An 18,951-nucleotide genomic window follows, 5' to 3' on the forward strand; every position below is an offset into this window, starting at 1 on the left:
CGTCGAGACCAGGGACGGCCCTGCGGTCAGGCGCGACGAGGCCGACGTTGCTGTTCGACCGGGCCGCAAGGCGACGAAGAAGGGCGGAAGGCGCGGCCGGGGCGGGGCCGGTCAGCCAGCCGGGTTCGGCTTGTACGCGACGACCAGCTCCCAGGTGCCGGGCAGCACCGCCACCCGCTCGAAGCCGACCTCCGCGAGCAGCTTGGTGTAGAACTCCGCCTCGCGCAGCCGGCTGACGCAGCTGTCCACGCCGATCAGGAAGTAGCTCCAGAAGAACTGCATGGCCAGCCGGTCCGGGGTGCGGAACTCCTCGCAGATCAGCAGCAGCCCACCTGGCTCCAGCGCCGCGTACGCCTGCTCCACCAGGTGGCGGGCCACCTCGTTCGGCCAGTCGTGCAGCACCCGCACGAACGACATCGCGTCGTACCCCTTGGGCAGCGGCTCGGTCAGGAAGTCGCCGCCGACGAACCCCAGCCGCTCGGGGTGCCCCCGCGCGACCCGGGTGGCCGCCACCAACGGCGCCACCGCCGGCAGGTTGTAGACGTCGGCCCGCAGGCCCGGCGCGGTGTCGAGGACGTGCGCGGCGAGCGTCCCGTCGCCACCGCCTACCTCCAGCAGGCGACGCCGGTCCGGCCACAGCAGATCGGCGTGCCGCCGTACCGCCTCGATCACCGGTCCCAGCCCGACGGCCATGCTGCGCTCGAACTCGGCGGTATGCGCGTCGGTCTTCGGCGGCCAGGCGAAGTCGTCGTCGCCGATGCTGACCTGGCCGCGCAGGCTCTCGGGCAGCCGGCCGTGCAGCCGCCGCCAGGGATAGCGGTCCCGGTCACGCTCGACCGCGCCGGGGCCGACCACCGCGGCGACCGCGTCGCGCAGCCCCGGCACGGCACGGTAGCTGGTCGTGCCGATGTCGTCCTCGGGCTCGTCGCGCGTCAGGAAGCCCAGGCTCTCCAGGCAGTCGAGAAACTTGTAGAGCCGTAGCGGGCGTACCCCGAACCGGGTGGCCAGCGCGTCGAGACGGACGGGCCCGGGCTCCAGCGCGTCGAGCAGGCCCATGCTGAACGCCGTCTCCAGCACGTCCATGGCCTTCGGACCGTTGGCGAGCAGGCTCATCAGCGCCCGCGGCGAGAGGGTGACGGTCACCGGTGCAGCTCCTTCTCCAGCGCGTCCATGAACGCGTCGACCTCGTCGAGGGTGTTGTAGACGTGCGGACCGACCCGCAGGTAGCCGCGCCAACTGCAGATCAGGTCACGGGCGGCGAGTCGCCGCTTCACCGCCTCGCCGTCGGGCACGTCCAGGCACACCACGCCGCCGCGGCGGTGCGGCGCGGTGGGGCTGACCACCGCGATGCCGGCCTCGCCGGCCCGGTCGAGGACCCGCTGGGTGAGGGCCAGCGAGTGCCACCGGATGGCCTCGGTGCCGATCCCGGCCAGCAGGTCCAGGCCGACCTGGGAGACCAGGGAGGTGACCGGGTACGGCGTGCCGCCGGCGAACCGCCGGGCGTCGGGCGCCCAGCCGGTGGACGGCTGGAACGTGAACGCCCGGTCGCCGGCCTGCCAGCCGGTGGCCGCCGGCGTCAGCTCCGGCACCAGGTCGGGGCGGACGTAGAGGAAGGCGGTGCCGACGCCGCAGAGCCACTTGTGCGCGCCGCCGAGGACGACGTCGACACCGAGGGCGGTGACGTCCATCGGCACCACCCCCACGGTCTGGAAGGCGTCCACCACCACCAGCGCGCCGACGTCGTGGGCGCGGGCGACCAGGCGGGGCAGGTCGACGGTGGCGCCGGAGGTGAAGCTGGCGTGCGACACGCACACCAGCAGCGTCCGCTCGTCGAGGCGCGCCTCCAGCGCCTCCTGGTCGAGGTGGGGGCCGCCGGTGCCGACCACGTCGAGGCGGGCGCCGTAGCGGCCGAACGCCCGGAAGACGAACGGCACCGTCGGGTACTCCAGGTCGGTGGTGACGACCCGGTCGCGCGGCGGGCGGTAGTCGAAGCAGGACGCCACCCGGGCGAGCAGGGTGCTCAGGTTCGCGTCGGTGACCACGCTGCCCGGCGGTGCGCCGATCAGGGCGGCCACCGAGTCGGCGTACCGGTCGAGACCGACGTGCCAGCCCTGCCACACGTCGTCCCGCCAGGTGCGCAGCGTCTCCCAGTAGTCGTGCAGCACCCGCTCCGCGCCCCTCGGCACCGCGCCGGTGGAGTTGTTGTTCAGGTAGACACAGGTCTCCAGCAGGGGGAACTCGGCGCGCAGCGCGGCCTGCGCGGCGGCGTCGAGGCACCGGGGCGCGTCAGGCCCGGGCGCGGGGTGGGATCGACTCACGCGGTGTGGCCTCCAATCGGGTCGACCGGGCGGGAATCGGCGGTGACGGCCGTGAAGACCGGCACGTCGCGGACCGCCGCCAGATAAGGGGTGCCCTCCGTGTAGCCGGTCCCGGAGCGGGGACCGAGCATCCGGGTGGCGATCCGGTGGTGCGTGCGCCGCCACTGCGACAGGGCCCCGGCGAACGTCTCCATCCGCCGCGCCACCAGCATGCGGTCCGCGCCGTCGAGCCGGCCCGCACGCACGGCCGACCGGTACGCCTCGTCGATCGTCGGCTGGCCGGCCCGCACCAGGGACCGCACCTCCGGCACCGACCGGTAGGCCACCGAGTCCAGCCGGTCTCCTTCCGGCGTACGGCAGAGCGACTCCACGAGCTTGTAGGAGCGGGACTGGATGGCGCTGGCCCCCTCGGTGTACTGCCGGAACGTCCGGAACGACTCCGTCTGCATGGTGGCCAGCAGCGAGAAGAGCGGGCCGGCGGCGCCGAGCAGGTCCCCGGCGTACCCCAGCCGGTCGGCCGCCGCACGTGGCACGGCCCCGGCCAGCGCGGCGACGGCGGCGCGCAGCTCGTCGGCGACCCCGGCGAAGAGGCACTCGTACGCCTGGAGCACCCGGATGAACAGGTATTCGTCGTGGGTCACGTGGACCGGCAACATGCTCAGCCGCAGCGTTTGATCCCCGTCGGCGTCGAGGTCGGCGGCGACGGCGTGCAGCGCGGTGGCGGTGGTCGTCGGACCGCCGTCGCCGACCGCCCCGGCCAGGCCGAGGCGGGCCAGCGGGGGCAGGGCGGCCCGGACGCCGAGGCGGCAGCGTTTGGTCACCACCGGCGGCCCCGGACGCTGCTGCGGGAGCAGGTCGGTGGTGTGGGCGGCGGCGGCCAACTCGAAGGCCAACGCGTCGGCGACCAGGCGGACGAACAGCCGGTCACGGGCGCGCCGGGCGGTGGCGTCGTCCTCGGCCGGGGGCGGGTCGTCCGCGCCGCAGGGCAGCCGGAGCACGCGTAGGGCCAGGTAGCTGCGGTAGTCGTAGCGGCCGTCCCACTTGTCGAGCGTCACGTCGAGGAAGTCGCTCAACAGCCGCGCCTCGTCGTCGCCGGCCGTCGTCGCGCCGGCCACTCTCGCCCGCGTCTCGTCGAGCAGGGCGAGGAGTTCCTTTTCGACGAAGTGTTTGCCGACCCGATGGAATTCGCGCAGCACCGCCGGGTAGGGGAAAGTGCGCGGGTCGGCCGTACCGGACAACCAGCTCGTCAATTCGTGCACGAAGCGCCCCTCGACATTTCCGAATCGGCACCACAATGGGAGGACGCCGGTCACCGCCGGCAAGTGCGGATGTCAGGGCTTGGCGGCACCGGAATCGTCGGCCGCGGGCTGGAGTCGGGCCTGCCACAAATCGGGAAAGAACCGGTGCCCGACAAGTTTGGCGAGCATGGTGGCCGGGCTGCCCGGGGTGCCGGCCGGAGCGTGACCGCCGACCCGCAGGGCCACCTGGTAGTGCCGCGTGCGCCACAGCGACACCCGCTCGTCCCACTCCACCATCGCCTCCGCCAGCCGGTGGACGGGGTCCGCCGGGTCTGCCGGGCACAACGCCGTCGCCGGGATCCCCCGGTCGGCGAGGCAGTCGGCGAACGCGCGCCCGAGTTGCCGGCTGGCCGCCTGGACCTGCCGCCAGCCTGGCGACTCGGCGCCGGAGCCGTTGCCCAGCGCGGGCTGCATCGCCTGGAAGTCCACGGGGGAGAGGTGTCGGAACATCTCCAGCTGGTCGGTGATCAGCCGCACGGCGAGCGTCGCCCGCGCCAGCAGCGCCTCGGCCGCCGCGGGGTCCCCGGCGCCCACCCGGGCGGTCGCCTCGGTCAACTCGGCCGCCGCCAGTTTGAGCCACAGCTCCGCCGACTGGTGCACCACCTGGAAGAGCAGTTCGTCGCGGTGGATCATCTCGGCCGGCGACCGTTGCAGGTCGAGCAGCGCGTCCGTGCGCATATAGCGTGCATAGTCGGTGGCGCCGCTGCCCGGCAGCACAGGCGACTGGTCACGCTTCACGGAATAACCTTTCGGTCGGATCGGCACGCCGGGATCAGCCGTGCGTCGGCGGCAAGTATGCAACGACATGAAGCGATGCGCTACCCCTTGGTTGCAATCTGTTTCCGGTCCGTCTGAGAAAGGACTGCGCGTCATCCCAGGGAAGTGGCCAATGCATCACATTGGACGATTCGCGTCAATATGAGATACGTCATTGCCGTCGGGTCGGCGGCCGGCCCCTGAACCGTCGACCCGTTTCTGTCGTGGTCTTCCGCTACCGTGCGCCGGTGACCGGAGGAGAACTCACCCTTCCCGCCGCGCTGCGGGAGGCCCAGGACGGCGGCTTCGACTACGCCGGCGGCGACGGCGTCGACTTCGAGCCGTACGACAGCTTTCTCACCCTCGGCGAGACCGCCGAGTGGTGGCACGCGTGGAGCGGCAACAGCTCGATGGACGGTCTGGACCTGCGGATCTTCGGCCAGGACGGCACGGGCGGACTGGCCGCCTTCTGGCTGGTCCGGCCGGGTGAGCCGGTCGACCGTCAGCCGGTGGTGTTCCTCGGCTCCGAAGGCGAGACGTCCGTCGTCGCCTGCGACCTGGGGGCCTACCTGTGGCTGCTGGCCGGTGGCTTCGGCCCGCTGGAGGCGACCATGTGGCCACGCCACGAGCACCGCCCCCGCCCGGACGCCCGCCGCACCGCGATCGCCGAGCGCTACGCGCCGCAGGCACGCCGGACCGTGCCCGAGGTGATCGAGGCGGCACGGGCCGAGTTTCCCGACTTCGAGCGGTACGTCGATTCCCTCTGTCGCTGACCGGGCGTCAGTCGGTGGTGCCCGTCGGTCGACGCGCAGGTCGAGTTCGCACAGGGTCCGCGGCTCCGCGGACAGGGTTGTCGGTGGTGCGGCCTACGGTGGCGCGATGACCAACAGCGAGTACCCGTGGGAGCCGCCCCTCGCCGGCACCGAGGTCGAGCATCTCGTCGGCGCGCTCGACCGGCTGCGAACGACCTTTCGTTGGAAGGCCGACGGCCTCGACGCCGCCGCGCTGCGGACCCGCTTCGGCGCCTCCTCGCTGACCCTCGGCGGCCTGCTCAAGCACCTCGCCGCGGTGGAGGACAGCACCTTCACGACCAGGCTGACCGGGCAGGCGATCGGCGCGCCGTGGGAGGGCACGGCCTGGGACGGCGGCAACGACTGGCCGTTCACCTCCGCCGCCACCGACGCCCCCGAGCAGCTCTACGCGCTGTGGGACGGCGCCGTCGAACGGTCCCGCGCGAGGCTCGACGCCGCCCTGGCCGTCGGCGGGCTCGACCAACTCGTTTACGCCGCCACGCCCGACGGCCGCCACGCCAGCCTGCGCCGGCTCGTCTGCGACCTCGTCGAGGAGTACGGCCGGCACACCGGCCAGGCCGACCTGCTCCGCGAGGCGGTGGACGGACTGGTCGGTGAGGACCCGCCGGCCGGCTGGCGCCCGCGCGGGAGCGGCTGACCGCCCGACGAGTGGTCGGCGCTGGCCTCGGGGCCGGGTTCGTTTGCGGGTGGCCCGGCCCCGAGGGCAGGTCAGTGCGTCGCCGGCACCTCCACCTCGAGCGGCTCCAGGTCGTCGCGGACGGCCTTGACCTCCCAGTAGAAGGCGTGCGAGGCCGGCGACCCGTCGACGGTGCGGACGCGGAATGCCCCGTCCCTGACCCGGCTCGCGGCCAGCGCGGAGACCGGCTCGTCGTCGTCGAAGACCGGCGTCAGGTGCACGGTCCGGCCCTCCGGCCGGGTCAGCGCCTCGAAGTACGCGGGCAGTTCGACGGTGGCGGTGCCGCCGTCGAGCCGCGCCTCACCCCGGTAGTAGACACCGTTCTCCGGTCCCTCGATGGCGGCGTGGATGAGCTGGCGGCGTTCGGTGGCGTCGGGGGCGTCCAGCGGGTGGTCGATGGCGAACTGCTTGGACTTGCCCTTGATCACGCCGCTGCTGGCCATCAGGCTGATCGTGTAGCCGCCCGACTCGGTGCCGAGGTAGATCGCGCCGGAGGCGAACAGGTCGAACGTGCTGATGCCGCCGCCGCTCCAGGAGGGCACCGTGTTCGGGCTGACCGCGACGCCGAGCTGGCCGTTGATCTGGACGTTCCCGCCGAAGAAGCCGCGCTTCTCCACCCACAGGCAGCCGGTCTCCGGGCCCGTGCCGCCGCCGTAGCCGATGTAGACGCCGGCGCTGTTGAGCAGGTAGAGCCGTTCGGGGCCGTTGATGTGCAGCCGGTTGGCGCCGTTGAGGTAGCCGGAGGCCGGCATGGAGATGTTCCCGCCCGTCCACAGGCCACCCTGCACCGTCAGGTCCCCGTTGCCGTTGGCGTCCTTGACCACGGTGACCCCGCCGGTGGCCCGCACGGCGAAGCCGCCCTCGGCGGTCAGCGACAGCCCGCCGCGCCCGCGCAGGCTCGCCGCCCGCAGCTCCTTGACCGCCAGGTCGGCGTACGGCTTGCTGCCCTCGCCGTAGCCGAGGCCCGGCCCGTCGTTGCTGCGGTCGACCAGCTCGAAGCCCTTGCCGGCCCGGAACGACAGCTGCGCGTGCTGCACGCCGGGGCCCCAGAAGCCGAGCCCGGTGACCACCTGGCCGGGGGAGACGGTGGCCCCCTCCATGCTGCCCAGGTGCAGCATGCCGCCGGCGATGCGCAGCCGGTCCGCGTTCTGCTGGGTGAAGGCGATGATGTCGTCGGCGTCGTTGTTGTTGGCGATGCGCAGGATGGTGTTCTCGCCGCTGTACGGCCAGTACCGGATGTAGGCCTCGTCGCCGGCGCCGCCGCCGGGGTCGCTCGGAAAGGTGATGCCGGACTGGGCGCCGCCGCCGACGGCCGGCACGATGGCCCCGACCGGGACCCGGAGGCCCGCGGCCACCCGCCCGGTGCCCTGCACGGTGATCGTGCCGCCGGCGCGGGTGACCGTGCCGAGCACGATGGCGTTGGCCGGGTCGGTGGGGGCGGCGGCGGAGAACTCGATGCGCCCCTCCTCGGTCCACCGGGTCTCGGCGGCGACCCCGCCCTCGTCGCGCCGCTCGGTGAGGTACTCGTGGTAGCGGATCACCACGTGCCAGCTGCTGCCCTCGGCGGGCAGGGTCTTGCGGGTGTTCTCCGCCAGCACGATCACCCGGCCGGCGCCGTCGATCGCCACGCCCTGGCCGATCGTCACGTCGCTACCGGTGGCGGTCAGGTCGAGGCCGGTGACCACGCCCCTGGGCCGCAGCAGTCGGGCGGCGAGGTTCTGCCGGGCCAGCAGGTAGTCCAGCGCCTGGGTCAGGTCGCCGGCGCGCAGGTACTGGTGGTCGTAGTACCGGGGCCGGGCCATCGGCAGCGGCAGGTCGTTCTTCCAGGTGATCGTCATGGTGGTCTCCGCTGATCTGGTTCGGTCGGTGCGCGGGTGGGATCGTTCAGCGCGGTTGGACGGTGTCGTAGCGCAGGCCGCTGGACAGCTCGCCCGTGCCGGTGTGGCGGGCGCGGCCCAGCCACAGGTGCACCGAGCCGTCGGTCCACCGGGCGAGCTGCCACTGGCGCAGCAGTCGGGTGCCGGCGCGCGGCACCTCCTCCTCGGGGATGGCCAGCTCGACCAGGTCGTCGCCGCGCCAGCGCCAGTCGAGCAGGCGGCTGTGGCCGGTGACCGCGACCGGCGGACCCTCGCGGGACGGCTGTTGCAGCGGGACCCGGCGCAGCCGGACCACGTCGGGCCGGTCCTGCGTCGGCCCCGGGATCAGCGGCACCCAGTTGTCCGGCACGGTCGTGGCGAAGGCGTACGACAGGCTGGGCACCATCTCGGCGTCGGCGACCGGCGGTCGCGGCGGCGGCGCCGCCCTGCCGACCTGGGCGCCGCGGTCGATCGGCCGGCCGGTGGCGCCGGTGACGGTCCGTTCGACGGCCCATGCCAGGTTCGCCATCTCGTCGCGGCCGAGGCGTACCTCCTCCACCGGCTCGGAGTCGAGGGTGGTGGCGGCCGTGGCGGGCAGGACCAGCACGTCGGCCGGCCCGCCGGCGGTCGCCCCGGACGGGCGGAACAGCGCGGTGTCGTCGGGCGCGGCCGGCACGAGCGTCTGGATGCCGAAGGTGTCGGTGACGATCAGCGACCGGATCCGGGTGGCGGACCCGACGGGCAGTTCCAGCGGCACCAGGAAGTGGTCGTTGCCGTAGACGAGGCCGTACTCGACCAGGAACATCCGGGCCAGGTCGCCGGCGCCGGCGCCGATGCCGGCCAGGTTGACCCGGGCGTCCTCCAACTCCCAGAAGCGGGTCGAGGGCATGCCGGCGTACGCGACCGGGGTGGGCAGCAGCACCTTGACGACGTCCTCGACCGCCGGGGCGGCGTCGAGGGTCGCCCCGGGCTCGTGGTCGAAGTGGTACCAGTCCAGCCGGTCGCCGTCGTACTCGTGGGCGGTGAGGACCAGTTCGCCGGCGGAGCCGTGCGCGCCGACGGCGAAGTCGTACTCCAGCCGCTCGCGCCGCCACGCGGAGCCCTCCTGGCCGGGGGCGCTGAACAGGGGCGTGAAGTCCTCTGGCGGCCACGGCGGCGCGGCGGGCCGGGACGCGCCCGGCGCCAGCACGGCGGGCAGTTGCAGCAGGTAGCCGTCCGGCGGGCCGGCGGGGCGGGGCGGCACGCCCAGCCAGGTCATCCATTCGGCGATCGCGGCGGTGACCGCGCCGACCAGGGCGGAAGGCACCTCGTTCTCGGCGACGAACCGGCCCTCCGCGCAGGCGCGCAGGGCCAGGTCGCCGTGCGGTACGCGGCCGGCGGCGATGCGCAGGTAGCCGAGGGTCTCGGCGTCCGCGGCCGACGCGGCGTCGGGCGGCTCGGCGGGGACGGGATACCTGGCGCACAGCCGGGGTGCCAGCGCGCCGGCACCGGCGGCGGCGAGCGACCGCAGTAGCTGCTGGCCACTCTCGACGGCGAAGCGCAGGTCGCCGGCGGTGGTGGCGGACTCCCGTTCCACCACCGCCTCCAGGGGAGTGGCGGCGGGCAGGCCGACCGTGCTGCCGGAGGCCGTGCCGGGCCGGTAGCGGGTGAACCGGGCGGCCTCGGCGTGCACCCGGGCGCTGACCGGCGACCCCGTGTCCTCGCCGGTGAACTCGCCGAGCTGCCACTGCCGGGCGAGCAGCCACAACGGGTCGGCGGTGCGGGCCTCCACGGCGGGGGCCAGGTCGGCGCGGCGGGTACGCGGTTCGAGGCGGGTCCAGGTGGTGACCGACGGGGTGTGCGTGTCGGCCAGGGCTGGTTCGACGGTGGTCATTGGACCTCCTGTCCGCCCTGCGGCGCGAGCGTCGCGTCGGGGACGAAGTCGGTGGTGGTCGTGGTCTCGGCGACGTTGGTGGGGAAGTAGAGGGCGGGCAGGAACTGGCCGGCCGCGCCGAGGGAGTCGACGTCGACGGCGCGGGCGACGGCCAGGTCGAGGGCCTCCTCCAGGACGTTGGCGAGGGTGGCCGGCTGCCACGTCGCGGCGCCGTCGGGCGCGAGGCCCAGCAGGACCGCCTGCGGCGCGGCGGCACCGGGGGCGTCGTACTCGAAGGTGAGGCCGGTCTGCACCCGTCCGGCGGGCACCACCTCCGTCCACTCGTCGACCAGCAGGCCGTGCACCGGCCGGGTCACGTCGATGCCGCCGGGGGCGACGACGACCAGGGAGACCGGTTCGGTGTTCGCGCGCGGCGGGGCCTCGCCCACCCAGCGGTCGCCGGGCGCGTACGGCAGCTGCGCCACCCGGACGGTCGCGGGCAGCTTCACCACGCCGCCGGCGTCCAGGGCCTGCGCGGTGGTCAGCACCTCCTGGAGGCGGCCGACGGCGGGGCGGACCCGGCCGTAGCGGGACAGCCACCGGCGCACCGGGTGGGGGGAGCCGCCCTGCAGCGCGTCGCTGGCGGCCAGCGCGGTGGCCAGTTGCTGCGGCTGGGGCGCGCCGGCGGCGGTCAGGACGGGCATGTCGGGGCCGAGCAGCGCCCGGACGCGGGCGATCTGGGCGTCCCGCCGCCGCGCGGGGGGTGCCGACGGCCGGTCGAAGTCGGTGGCCGGGTCGCAGGTGCAGGCCGACGGTGGGCAGGGCGCCCGGTCGTGCAGGTCGGCGACGACCCGGCAGTGGGCGGCCAGCCGGCGGTCCAGCTCGTGGCCGGCGACCAGGGCGGCGTCGGCGACCGCGGCGGCGGTGCCGGCGGCCGGCGGCGGGGGCACCGCGCCGGTGACGCCGAACCCGGCGGCGGTGTCCAGCAGCAGGCGGACCGCCGTCTCGTCCCAGCCGGGCGCGTCGGCGGCCGGGACGTCCCGCAGCGCGGCGGCGGCGTTCCGCGCCGACTGCCACAGCTCGTCGGTCTGCGCCTTCGTCACCGGATCGACCTGCGGGGGCGCGTCGGGGTCCAGGCCGAGGTCGGCGGCGAGGACCGGCCGGGAGCGGCCGAACAGGTCCCGCAGCACGTTCACGGCGTGCAGGAACTCGGCCAGGCCGATCTTGTCGGCGGCCCAGGCCGGGTCGCGGTCGTAGTCCAGCTCCAGCGTCCAGTCCGGTCGCACCTCGGCGGGCAGCAGCTTCGCCCAGGTGACGAGGGCGATGCGGCGGTCCAGTTCGGCGTCGTCGGGGCGGCCGGGGTGCGGTGGGGCGGCGAGCAGGTCGATCGCCGGGGTCTGCAGCCGGTCCAGGCTCGCGTCGCGCCACGGCGTGGCGGTGACACCGTCGGGGGCGTGCCAGCGGTAGCGCCAGAACACCCGCGGCGAGGGCGGCAGCAGCACGGAGGTGAGCGCGTCGGCGGGGCTGCCGATGATGCGTGGGTGCTGGGCGCGGGCGGCCGGCCAGTCCTGCCGCAGCGGGTCCATCCGGTCGTCGACGTTGATCAGCAGCAGCACCCGGTGGGTGAGGGTCGCGCCGGTGGCCGGCGTGCGGGTGACGTGTAGCTGGGGTGGGCTGGTGGCGGCGCCGGAGGCGGCGTCGACGGCGGCCGCGGCCCGGTTCATGTCGCCCAGGGCGAGCTGGTGGACGCTCTCGGCGAGCAGCGTGTCGGCCACGGCGTCGGTGGCGTCGGCGAGGTCGGCGAGGACCTGCCGCACGGCGCCGCGGGCCGCGCCGGGCAGCGCGTCGAGCTGCGACTCGATGGCCCTGGCCTGGTGCAGCCGGTGCAGTTCCAGCCCGTCGACGGTCGCCGCCGACTCGACGGTCGCGGTGACCGTGGTGGTGTCGTCGTCGGCGTCGACGCGGTGGGCGCGCACCGGCGCGAGCCGGCGGAACAACGGCAGGAACTGGTCCAGCGGGCCGTCGGGGTGGTCGTGCAGGCCGCGCTCGAAGCGGTAACCGAGCAGGGCGCCGAGGCTCTGGCCGGCGCGGACGCCGTCGAGCAGTTGCTCGGCGAGGCGGACCCGGCGGGAGGACAGGTCGACGGCCATCGGGTGGTCCCCGCCGTGGTGCGAGCGCCACGCGCTGCGCAGCACCGCGGTGGTGACGGCCTGCGCCGGCGAGGGGGCGTGCACGTGACCCGCGCCGTCGGGGGCGACGGGCAGCGTGGGCGGCGCCACGGTGTCGGGCACGTCGGCGGGGCGGGGCACCAGCCGCGGCGGCCCGGCCGGCCGCAGGTCGACCAGCCAGCCGTACCCGCCGACGTGCACGCCGGTCGGGGGTCCGGCGGTGAGCTGGGCCAGCCGGCGGGTGGCCAGCGAGGTGATCCAGGCGTCCAGCCGGTGCGTGGCCAGGCCGAGGGTGCCGGCGACGTGCCGGTGCAGGTCGGCGGGGGACAGCCCGTCGTCGAGCGCGTCGCCCAGGTCGGTCAGGGCGGCGCGGAAGGCGCGCAGGTCGGTGGTGGCCCGGACGTGGCGGGGGTCGACCTGGGAACTGGCGAGGTAGCTGCCGACGGTTTCGCCGGGGGCGCCGGGCACGGGCACGGCGAGGCGGCGGCGCAGCACCGGGGTGCGGTCGTGCGGGCGGATGTCGACCAGTTCCGGCTCCGGGACCTCCGCCGCGGTGGGCAGGGACGCCTCGCCGGCGAACGCGTGCGCGGCGGCGGAGTGCTCGGCGATCAGGGCGGCGCGCAACAGCCGGTGGAACAGCGGCACCGGCCCGTCACCGGGGCTCGCCGGCACCTCGTCGCCCTCGAGGCCGACGGCGGCGAGCGCGTCGAGGTACGCGCGGATCCGGTCGGCGCGCGGCTGTCCGGGCCCGTCGAGCAGGGGCGTGCCGAGGGCGTACGCCTCCTTGGCGAACACGGCCAGGGACAGCCGCGGGTCGGTGGGACTGCCCAGCCCGAGGGCGGCGAGCAGGTCCCGGGCCGGTTCGACCACCTGCTCGCGCCAGTCCGGGCCGAGGCCGAGGCGGGCGAAGCGCCACAGCCAGCTGACGTACTCGTTGCCGAGCATGCTGCGGGCGCGTACCTCCAGCACCCGCGCGTCGGTGGCCAGGATGTCCAGCAGGGTGCGCTCGGGGTCGGCGAGGCCGGGGACGATCCGGGAAACGGGGGAGGGCAGCCACACCTGCTGCCACAGCTTGGTGAGCAGCCCGACGGCCCGGGCCTCGCCGCCGCCGGCTGGGCGCCAGTCCCGCAGGCTGGCCACCGGCAGCAGCCCGTACGGCTGGCGGCCGACGCGCAGCGTGGGCAGCGGCCCGTCGGCGTGCACGTGGGCGACGAAGTGCTCGCGCAGCGCGGCCTGCTCGGCGGGGGTGGCGACGGGCAGCAGGTCCCGCAGCAGGGCGCCGAAGCTGGCCGGCCAGAGCAGGCGGCGCACCAGCCGGCCGGTGGGCCGGTCGGCGACGGTGGCGCCGGTGCCGCGGGCGAGCGCGGTCGGCGCGCCCTCGCGGGTCGGCGTGCCCCGGGCGGCGGTCAGCGCGTCGTCGGGTTCGGCGGTCAGCGACACGCCCAGGGCGGCGGCGACCAGTGCGGCGGCGGCCTCCGGCGCCCCGGCGTCGGTGGCGGTGTCGGCGGCGCTCGGCGCGGCGGTGGTGGGGGCCGCCGCCGGCGTGGCGGTGGCGGTGTTGTTGGTGGGGGTGTCGGGGGCGAGGAACGCCAGCCCGTCGGTCGCGGCGTGCGCCTCCAGCAGGCGCCCGAGGGCCTTCGCGGAGGCGTCGGGCGCGGCGGCGGTGTCGAGCCCGAACACCAGCAGCCGTTCCACCGTCTCCGGGTTCCCGTCGGTGCCGGTGGGGACGGTGACGGTCAGCGCCATGCCGGCGGCCTCGGCGGTGGCGAAGTCGACGGTCCAGCGCATCCCGGCGTCCACGGGCGGCGCCTCGGCGGGCACCTGGTCGATGGTGCCGGTGCCGCCGGCCGGCACGGGGGTGGGCCCGACGGGCAGGTCCGGGGTGACGGTGCCGGAGGTGCCGGTGAACAGTCGGCCGCTGGCGGTGCGGCCGACGGCGTACCAGCGGGTGGGCAGCAGCCGGGCCCGGGCCGGTTCGCACCAGGGGCCGGGGCGGGGCTGCGGCTCGGGGAAGTCGCCGGCGACGGGTTCCATCACCCGGGCGATCCAGGCGGCGCGGGGCGCGCCGAAGCGGCGGACCAGGTCGTTCCAGGCCGCGTCGTCGGGTGCGCCGGTGACGCCGCCGGGCCGGCCCTCGCCCCAGTACGCCCGGCCGGCGGCGATCTCCTCGGCGGTGAGGTCCGGCTCGTGGTCGTCGACGTGGATCTGGTCGGGGTAGACGCGGATCTTCAGGGTCGCGCCGGCGAACCGGGTCTCCAGGCGCACCGGCAGCATGACCGCGGGGGCGAGCGCGGACAGCGTCCACGGGGTCTGCGTCAGCACGGTGGCCAGCGGCGGCCGGTTCGCGGCGTACGACGAGGTGGTCATCAGTGGTTCTCCGGCGTCGGTAGCAGGTCGCTGGCGTGGCGGGCGAGCAGGACGGGGCGTTGCAGCACGGCGAGGGCGGTGTCGGCGGCGTTGCGGCCGTGCCGGGCGGCGAAGACGACCGCGTCCGGCGGCAGCGGGTCGCCGGTGAGGTCGACGCCGAAGCGGGGCGCGGCCGGCTGCTCGCGCAGCAGGAAGAAGTAGCCGGCGGGGCCGGCGGTCTGCCGGGTGGCGCCGCGGGCGACGTCGGCGGTGAACGGGAACCCGAACAGCAGCAGGTCGGGCGACAGCCACGCGTGGAAGATGGGCAGGATGTCCGGCCCGGCCGGTTCCCGCTGCTCGGGGCCGGTCCACGTGGCCTGACGCATGGTGACGATGGTGGACGGGTAGCGGCGCAGCAGCTCACCGCGGATGACCAGCACGAGGGACTGCTCGCCGGGGGCGCCGACGGCGGTGAGGTGGCTGCCCAGCGGCCCGTTGCGCCAGGCGTCGTCGGTCAGCGGCGGGATGTCGGTGAGCGGCGCGCCGGCCGAGAGGGCGCCGCGGACGTCCCAGAACTGCCGGAACCAGGTCTGCCGCGGGTCGGCGGGGAACTCCCGCCACAGCATCTCCCGGCTCATCTCGTGGTTGAGCCCGACCAGGAACGCCTCGATGAACCGGGGGTTGGCGGCCAGCGCGGTCATCGTCTCCGGCGCCACCGCGGGCAGGTTCGGCACGACGTGCTCCTGGGACAGGCCGCGCAGCAGCTCGTAGGCGGGGACGGTGAAGCTGACCCCGGCGAGCAGCCGACGCAGCGGGTCGCCGCTGTCGGGCAGGGCGTCGACCAGGTCGCCGTCGCCGAGGCTGAGTCCGGCGAGCACCTCCCCGGCCACGGCGGTCTCGGGGCGGACCGTGTCGCGGACGGCCGCCGCGGCGGTGGCGAGGTCGACCGTCGCGGGCCGGTGGTTGCGGGCCAGCGACTGCGCCGGGGCGAGCCGGCCCTGGTGGGCCGCGGCGGCGGCCATGAAGTCGTCGCCCATCCGGGCCCGGTCGGCGACGAGGTCGGCCCGCAGGTCGGCGATCGCGACCGCGCAGCCGCGGGCGGTGCCGGCGTCGGCGGCCCCGGTGACGGTGACCGCGGGGCTCCAGCTGACGGGTACGCCGGCGGGGTCGAGGTCGAAGGCGGTGCGGTAGGTGATGGTGGTGCCGCTGCGGCGGGCGACGACGAGGTCGGGGCGGCGGGTGCCGGTCACGTCGGCCACGGCGATGCCCGCCCCGGCGGCGCCGGCGACGGCCGCCTCGTCGGGCACCGCGCGGGCGGCCGTCCAACCGCCGACGATCCGGCCGCGCCGGTTGAGCCCGAGCCCGGTGGAGTAGCGGGCCACCGGGGCGGCGCCGACCGAGCCGGCGGCGAAGACCAGCAGGTCGGGAACCTGGTCGCCGGTCATGTCGACCACGTCGACGCCGACGGCGGTGATGGTGTCGAGCTGCTGCGGGGTGGGCTGCGAGTCACCCCACCCGCGGGTCACCGTGCCGGCCGCGTCCAGGCCCCACCCGACGCGGTAGTACACCCGGTTCTCGGTGCCGCCGGGGCGGCTCACCCCGTACGCGACGACGAGTTCGGGCTGCTCGTCGCCGTCGAGGTCGGCGAGGGCGACGTCGAGGCCGGTGGCGTGGGCGCTGACCGGGTCGGGCAGCTCGTACGGGCCGGTCCACCCGGCGGCGGCGGTGCCGGTGGCGGTGGCGTCCCGGCCGATCCAGTAGCTGATCCGGCAGGTGCCGTCCGGGCCGGGCAGCAGGGCGGCGGCGACCAGTGCCGGGTGGCCGTTCGGCGCGAGGGGGCCGATCGTGGTGGCGGTGGCGCGGGCCGCCACGGGGATGGCCGGTCCGTCCACGGCGGCGGTGAGGACGTTCTCCCGCACCGCGCCGTCGTCGCCCACGTTGTGCCCGATCTGCATCCGGGCGCGGCTGCCCGTGCCCACCGGGACGGTGTGGGTGAACAGCAGCGACGCGAGCAGCCCCACCCGGGGGGCGAACCGCAGGTGCGCCGGGGCGGGCGCGGTGTCCGGGCCGGCGCCGCGCGGGTCGGCGGGGGTGCCGTGGTCGATCCAGCCGGTCGGGGCGTAGCCCCACCGCCACGAGGTGAGCCGGCCGTCGCGGGTCACGGCGAAGATCTCGCCGCTGCGGAACTCGCCGAGCACGGGGCCGGGGCGGTGCCGGCCGAGACCGCCGGCCGGCGCGGAACCGATCACTTCCCAGCCCCAGTACTCCCGTTCGTGCCCGTCGTGGTAGTAGCGGTAGCGGCGCATCAGGCGCACGTCGGCCGGGTTGGCGTCGGGCGCGCCGAGGGCGATGATCGACATGCCGTCGTCCTCGCCGATCTGGGCCGCCTGCTGCCCGAGCGAGACGAGCCGTCGCCCCTCGGGGGTCGCGTCATGCCGGTAGAGGGAGCCGTCGGAGAGCTGGGAGACCAGCCAGCCGTCCGTGGTGAGGTAGGAGAAGCGGGACCCGTACGCGGACGGGTGCTGGCTGGCCGGGGAGCCCCACACCGGCGGGATGGCGTCGTTGCCGACCTGGCTCCACTGCCCGCTGTGGACGAACAGCCGGTTGTGGCTGGTGGCGACCAGGACCGTCGTCCCGATCGGGCGGGGGGTGCCCCAGAGCCGTTCGGTGGACCACATCGCCGGCTTTCCCAGCGACGTCCACGACTCGGCCGCCGGGTCGTAGCGGTACAGGTTGCCGTCTCCGCCGAGCAGGTAGACCTGGTTGCCGCCGACTGTCGGGCGGCTGCGTACCCCGAGCGGCGGCGCGCCGCAGTCGCGCCACACCCACCGGTCGCCGTCCCACCGCCGCTCGAACAGGCGGCTGTCGCGGGTGCGGACGAACACCCGGTCGGGTGCCACGGTGGCGCCGGAGGTGGCCACGGCGGTGCCCGGCGGGAGGCCGTGGTCGCGCCACACCCACTGCTCGCCGACGCGGCGGCGTTCGAACAGCCGACCGTCGGCGGCGCCGAGGAAGAACCGGTCGGCGCCGAGCAGGTCGCCGGCGTTGGTGGCCACGGTGGTGACCGGGTCGTCGGCGGCCAGCGCCCCCACGCCCGCCGTCGCGGTGACCCGGCCGTCGGCGGCCAGCACCTGGACGCCCGCCGTGACGCCGGCCGTGCTGGTGGTGTGCCACCACGGGTTCTGGGCGGCCTGCTCGATGACGGCGCGGGTCAGCGAGCCGAGCCCACGGCCGTCGGTGACCAGCGTGTCCAGCACCTTGCCGCCGGCGGGCACCTTCGCGGCGGGCACCGCGCTGGCGCCGCCGGCCAGCCGGGCCAGCGCCGCCGGGCCGCCGTCGGCGTCGACCCGGCGGGCGAGGGGCCCGCGGGGGCGCAGCAGCCGGCGCAGCGGCGCGCTGGTGGCGGCCCGCGCGCCCGGGTTGCCGTCGAGCTGCCGGTCGAGCGGGTCGCCGGCGGCGGCGAGGCGGGCGCCGGAGCCCGCGTCGACGAGGTCGTGCACCGGCTGGGTCATGGCCACGAGCTGGTCGTCGCCGACCGGCGTGCCGGGGGAGTCCGGGTCGACCCGGCGGGCGAACAGGGCGGTGGCGGTGTCCCGGGCGGCCTGGCCGCGGCGGAGCTGCTCGTTGGCCTCGCGCAGCTCGGCGGCCCGTTCCCACGCGGCGGCGGCCAGGTCCTCCTGGTGGCGTTGCACCACCTGGGTGCCGAGGGCGGCGGCGGCCCGGTATCGGGGGTCCAGGTTGAGTCCGGCCAGCCAGCGCGGTTCCGCGTCACCGGTGGGGACCTGCCCCTGCTGGGTGTGGATGTTGCCGTACAGCGGCGGGGTCAGCCGGTCGTCGGCGTGGCGCAGCAGGTCGGTGAGCGCGCCCTGCCAGGCCTGGCGGACGTCGTCGGCCCAGACGGTCGGGGTCATGCCGGGCGCGGCGAGGGCGCCTTCGAAGCCGAGCACGGACCGGCCCTCGACGCCCTCGTCGTCGCCGGCGGGCAGGCCGCCGCCGGGCGCGGCGATGTCGACCGGCTGCCGGCCGACGTCGTCGGGCAGGACCCGGGCCCGCAGCCGGCGGGCCAGGGACTCGAAGTCCCCGTCGGGCCCGGTGCGGAACGTCCAGTGGTGGTAGACGGGCAGCAGCACCGGATCGTCGGGGCCGGGGTGGGCCGAGTCGGGACCCCAGGCGGGGGCGAGCGGGCCGGTGTCGTCGACGGTCTCGCCGAGCCCGGCGCGGACCCCGGCGGCGAAGGCGGGCACCACGGCGGCCAGGTAGTCGGTGCCGGCGGCGAGCCGGCGCGGGCACACCAGCCGCGACAGGGTGCGCTCCGGGGCGGAGGCGATCACCGCGGACAGGTCCTCGTCGTCGTCGGTGACCAGCACCTGGGCGTGTGCCCACGCCCACGACTCGGCCAGCACCGGCAGGTGCCGCACCGTGGTGGCGAGCCGGGCCAGGGCCTGGCCCGGCTGCGTGCGCAGCTCCGCGCCGTCCTCGCCGACCGGCACCACGACGAGGACCAGCCACGGGCGCAGCGCGCCGTTGTCGTCGGGCCGCGCCGGGGTGTACCGCCACGGCAGGTCGGGGTTGTCGAACTCGACCGCGGCCAGCAGGGACACCTCGACGTTCTCCGCGCCGGGCGCCGGGTAGCTGCGGATGATCTCCTGCGGGTCGACGCCGACGACGTCGCCCGGCCCGTGCAGCAGCGCCGTCGAGGTGCCGGTGATCTGCTCGGTGTCGCCGGTGGCGGTGTCGGTGCCGAGCGCGGCGACGGTGAGGGTCACCTCGGCGCGGGGGCGCGGCAGCGCGCCGGTGAGGGTGTCGGTGTGGGAGACCACGCGGGCGACGCCGTCGCGGACCCAGGGCAGGAAACGCAGGCCACCCATG

Annotated in this window: 10 protein-coding genes; 2 read left to right on the forward strand and 8 right to left on the reverse strand. The window is 75.7% G+C overall.

Going from position 1 to position 18,951, the window contains the following annotated elements; all coding sequences use genetic code 11:
• Positions 1-111: 111 nt before the first annotated feature.
• The 4 genes from ACZ6Q9_RS22005 to ACZ6Q9_RS22020 all read right to left on the reverse strand — a co-directional run bounded on the left by ACZ6Q9_RS22005 (position 112) and on the right by ACZ6Q9_RS22020 (position 4,354).
• On the reverse strand, positions 112-1,143 hold the full coding sequence (locus ACZ6Q9_RS22005; protein WP_396830910.1) for a methyltransferase: 1,032 nt from the start codon (positions 1,141-1,143) through the stop codon (positions 112-114).
• Positions 1,140-2,318, reverse strand: a complete 1,179-nt coding sequence (locus ACZ6Q9_RS22010) for an aminotransferase class V-fold PLP-dependent enzyme (RefSeq protein ID WP_393453814.1) — start codon at positions 2,316-2,318, stop codon at positions 1,140-1,142. Before ACZ6Q9_RS22010 ends, ACZ6Q9_RS22005 begins: the two co-directional genes overlap by 4 nt.
• On the reverse strand, positions 2,315-3,577 hold the full coding sequence (locus ACZ6Q9_RS22015; protein ID WP_396830912.1) for a hypothetical protein: 1,263 nt from the start codon (positions 3,575-3,577) through the stop codon (positions 2,315-2,317). Before ACZ6Q9_RS22015 ends, ACZ6Q9_RS22010 begins: the two co-directional genes overlap by 4 nt.
• 72 nt (positions 3,578-3,649) lie before the next feature.
• On the reverse strand, positions 3,650-4,354 hold the full coding sequence (locus ACZ6Q9_RS22020) for a tryptophan 2,3-dioxygenase family protein (RefSeq protein ID WP_396830914.1): 705 nt from the start codon (positions 4,352-4,354) through the stop codon (positions 3,650-3,652).
• Positions 4,355-4,620: 266 nt separating this feature from the next.
• Between ACZ6Q9_RS22020 and ACZ6Q9_RS22025 the strand changes: the two genes are divergently transcribed.
• Positions 4,621-5,145 (forward strand): SMI1/KNR4 family protein, encoded by a 525-nt coding sequence (locus tag ACZ6Q9_RS22025; RefSeq protein ID WP_396830915.1) that lies wholly within the window; start codon positions 4,621-4,623, stop codon positions 5,143-5,145.
• 106 nt (positions 5,146-5,251) lie between these two features.
• Positions 5,252-5,821 carry a mycothiol transferase gene (locus ACZ6Q9_RS22030; RefSeq protein WP_396830917.1) on the forward strand — a complete coding sequence of 190 codons (570 nt, stop codon included), beginning with the start codon at positions 5,252-5,254 and terminating at the stop codon, positions 5,819-5,821.
• A gap of 71 nt (positions 5,822-5,892) precedes the next feature.
• Here the strand turns inward: ACZ6Q9_RS22030 and ACZ6Q9_RS22035 are convergent, their stop codons facing one another.
• Genes ACZ6Q9_RS22035 through ACZ6Q9_RS22050 form a run of 4 tightly spaced genes read right to left on the reverse strand, consistent with a single transcriptional unit; the run spans position 5,893 to position 18,950 of the window.
• Complete coding sequence (locus ACZ6Q9_RS22035) at positions 5,893-7,698, reverse strand: hypothetical protein (RefSeq protein ID WP_396830918.1); 1,806 nt, start codon at positions 7,696-7,698, stop codon at positions 5,893-5,895.
• Between the two features lie 46 nt (positions 7,699-7,744).
• The gene (locus ACZ6Q9_RS22040) at positions 7,745-9,589 is read right to left on the reverse strand and encodes a hypothetical protein (RefSeq protein WP_396830920.1); all 1,845 of its coding nucleotides are present in this window, start codon (positions 9,587-9,589) and stop codon (positions 7,745-7,747) included.
• Positions 9,586-14,103 carry a hypothetical protein gene (locus tag ACZ6Q9_RS22045; RefSeq protein ID WP_396830922.1) on the reverse strand — a complete coding sequence of 1,506 codons (4,518 nt, stop codon included), beginning with the start codon at positions 14,101-14,103 and terminating at the stop codon, positions 9,586-9,588. The genes ACZ6Q9_RS22040 and ACZ6Q9_RS22045 overlap by 4 nt, the downstream gene beginning before the upstream one ends.
• Positions 14,103-18,950, reverse strand: a complete 4,848-nt coding sequence (locus ACZ6Q9_RS22050) for a hypothetical protein (protein ID WP_393453838.1) — start codon at positions 18,948-18,950, stop codon at positions 14,103-14,105. The genes ACZ6Q9_RS22045 and ACZ6Q9_RS22050 overlap by 1 nt, the downstream gene beginning before the upstream one ends.
• Between the last annotated feature and the right edge of the window lies 1 nt (position 18,951).

This window comes from Micromonospora sp. NPDC049139 (assembly GCF_055586845.1).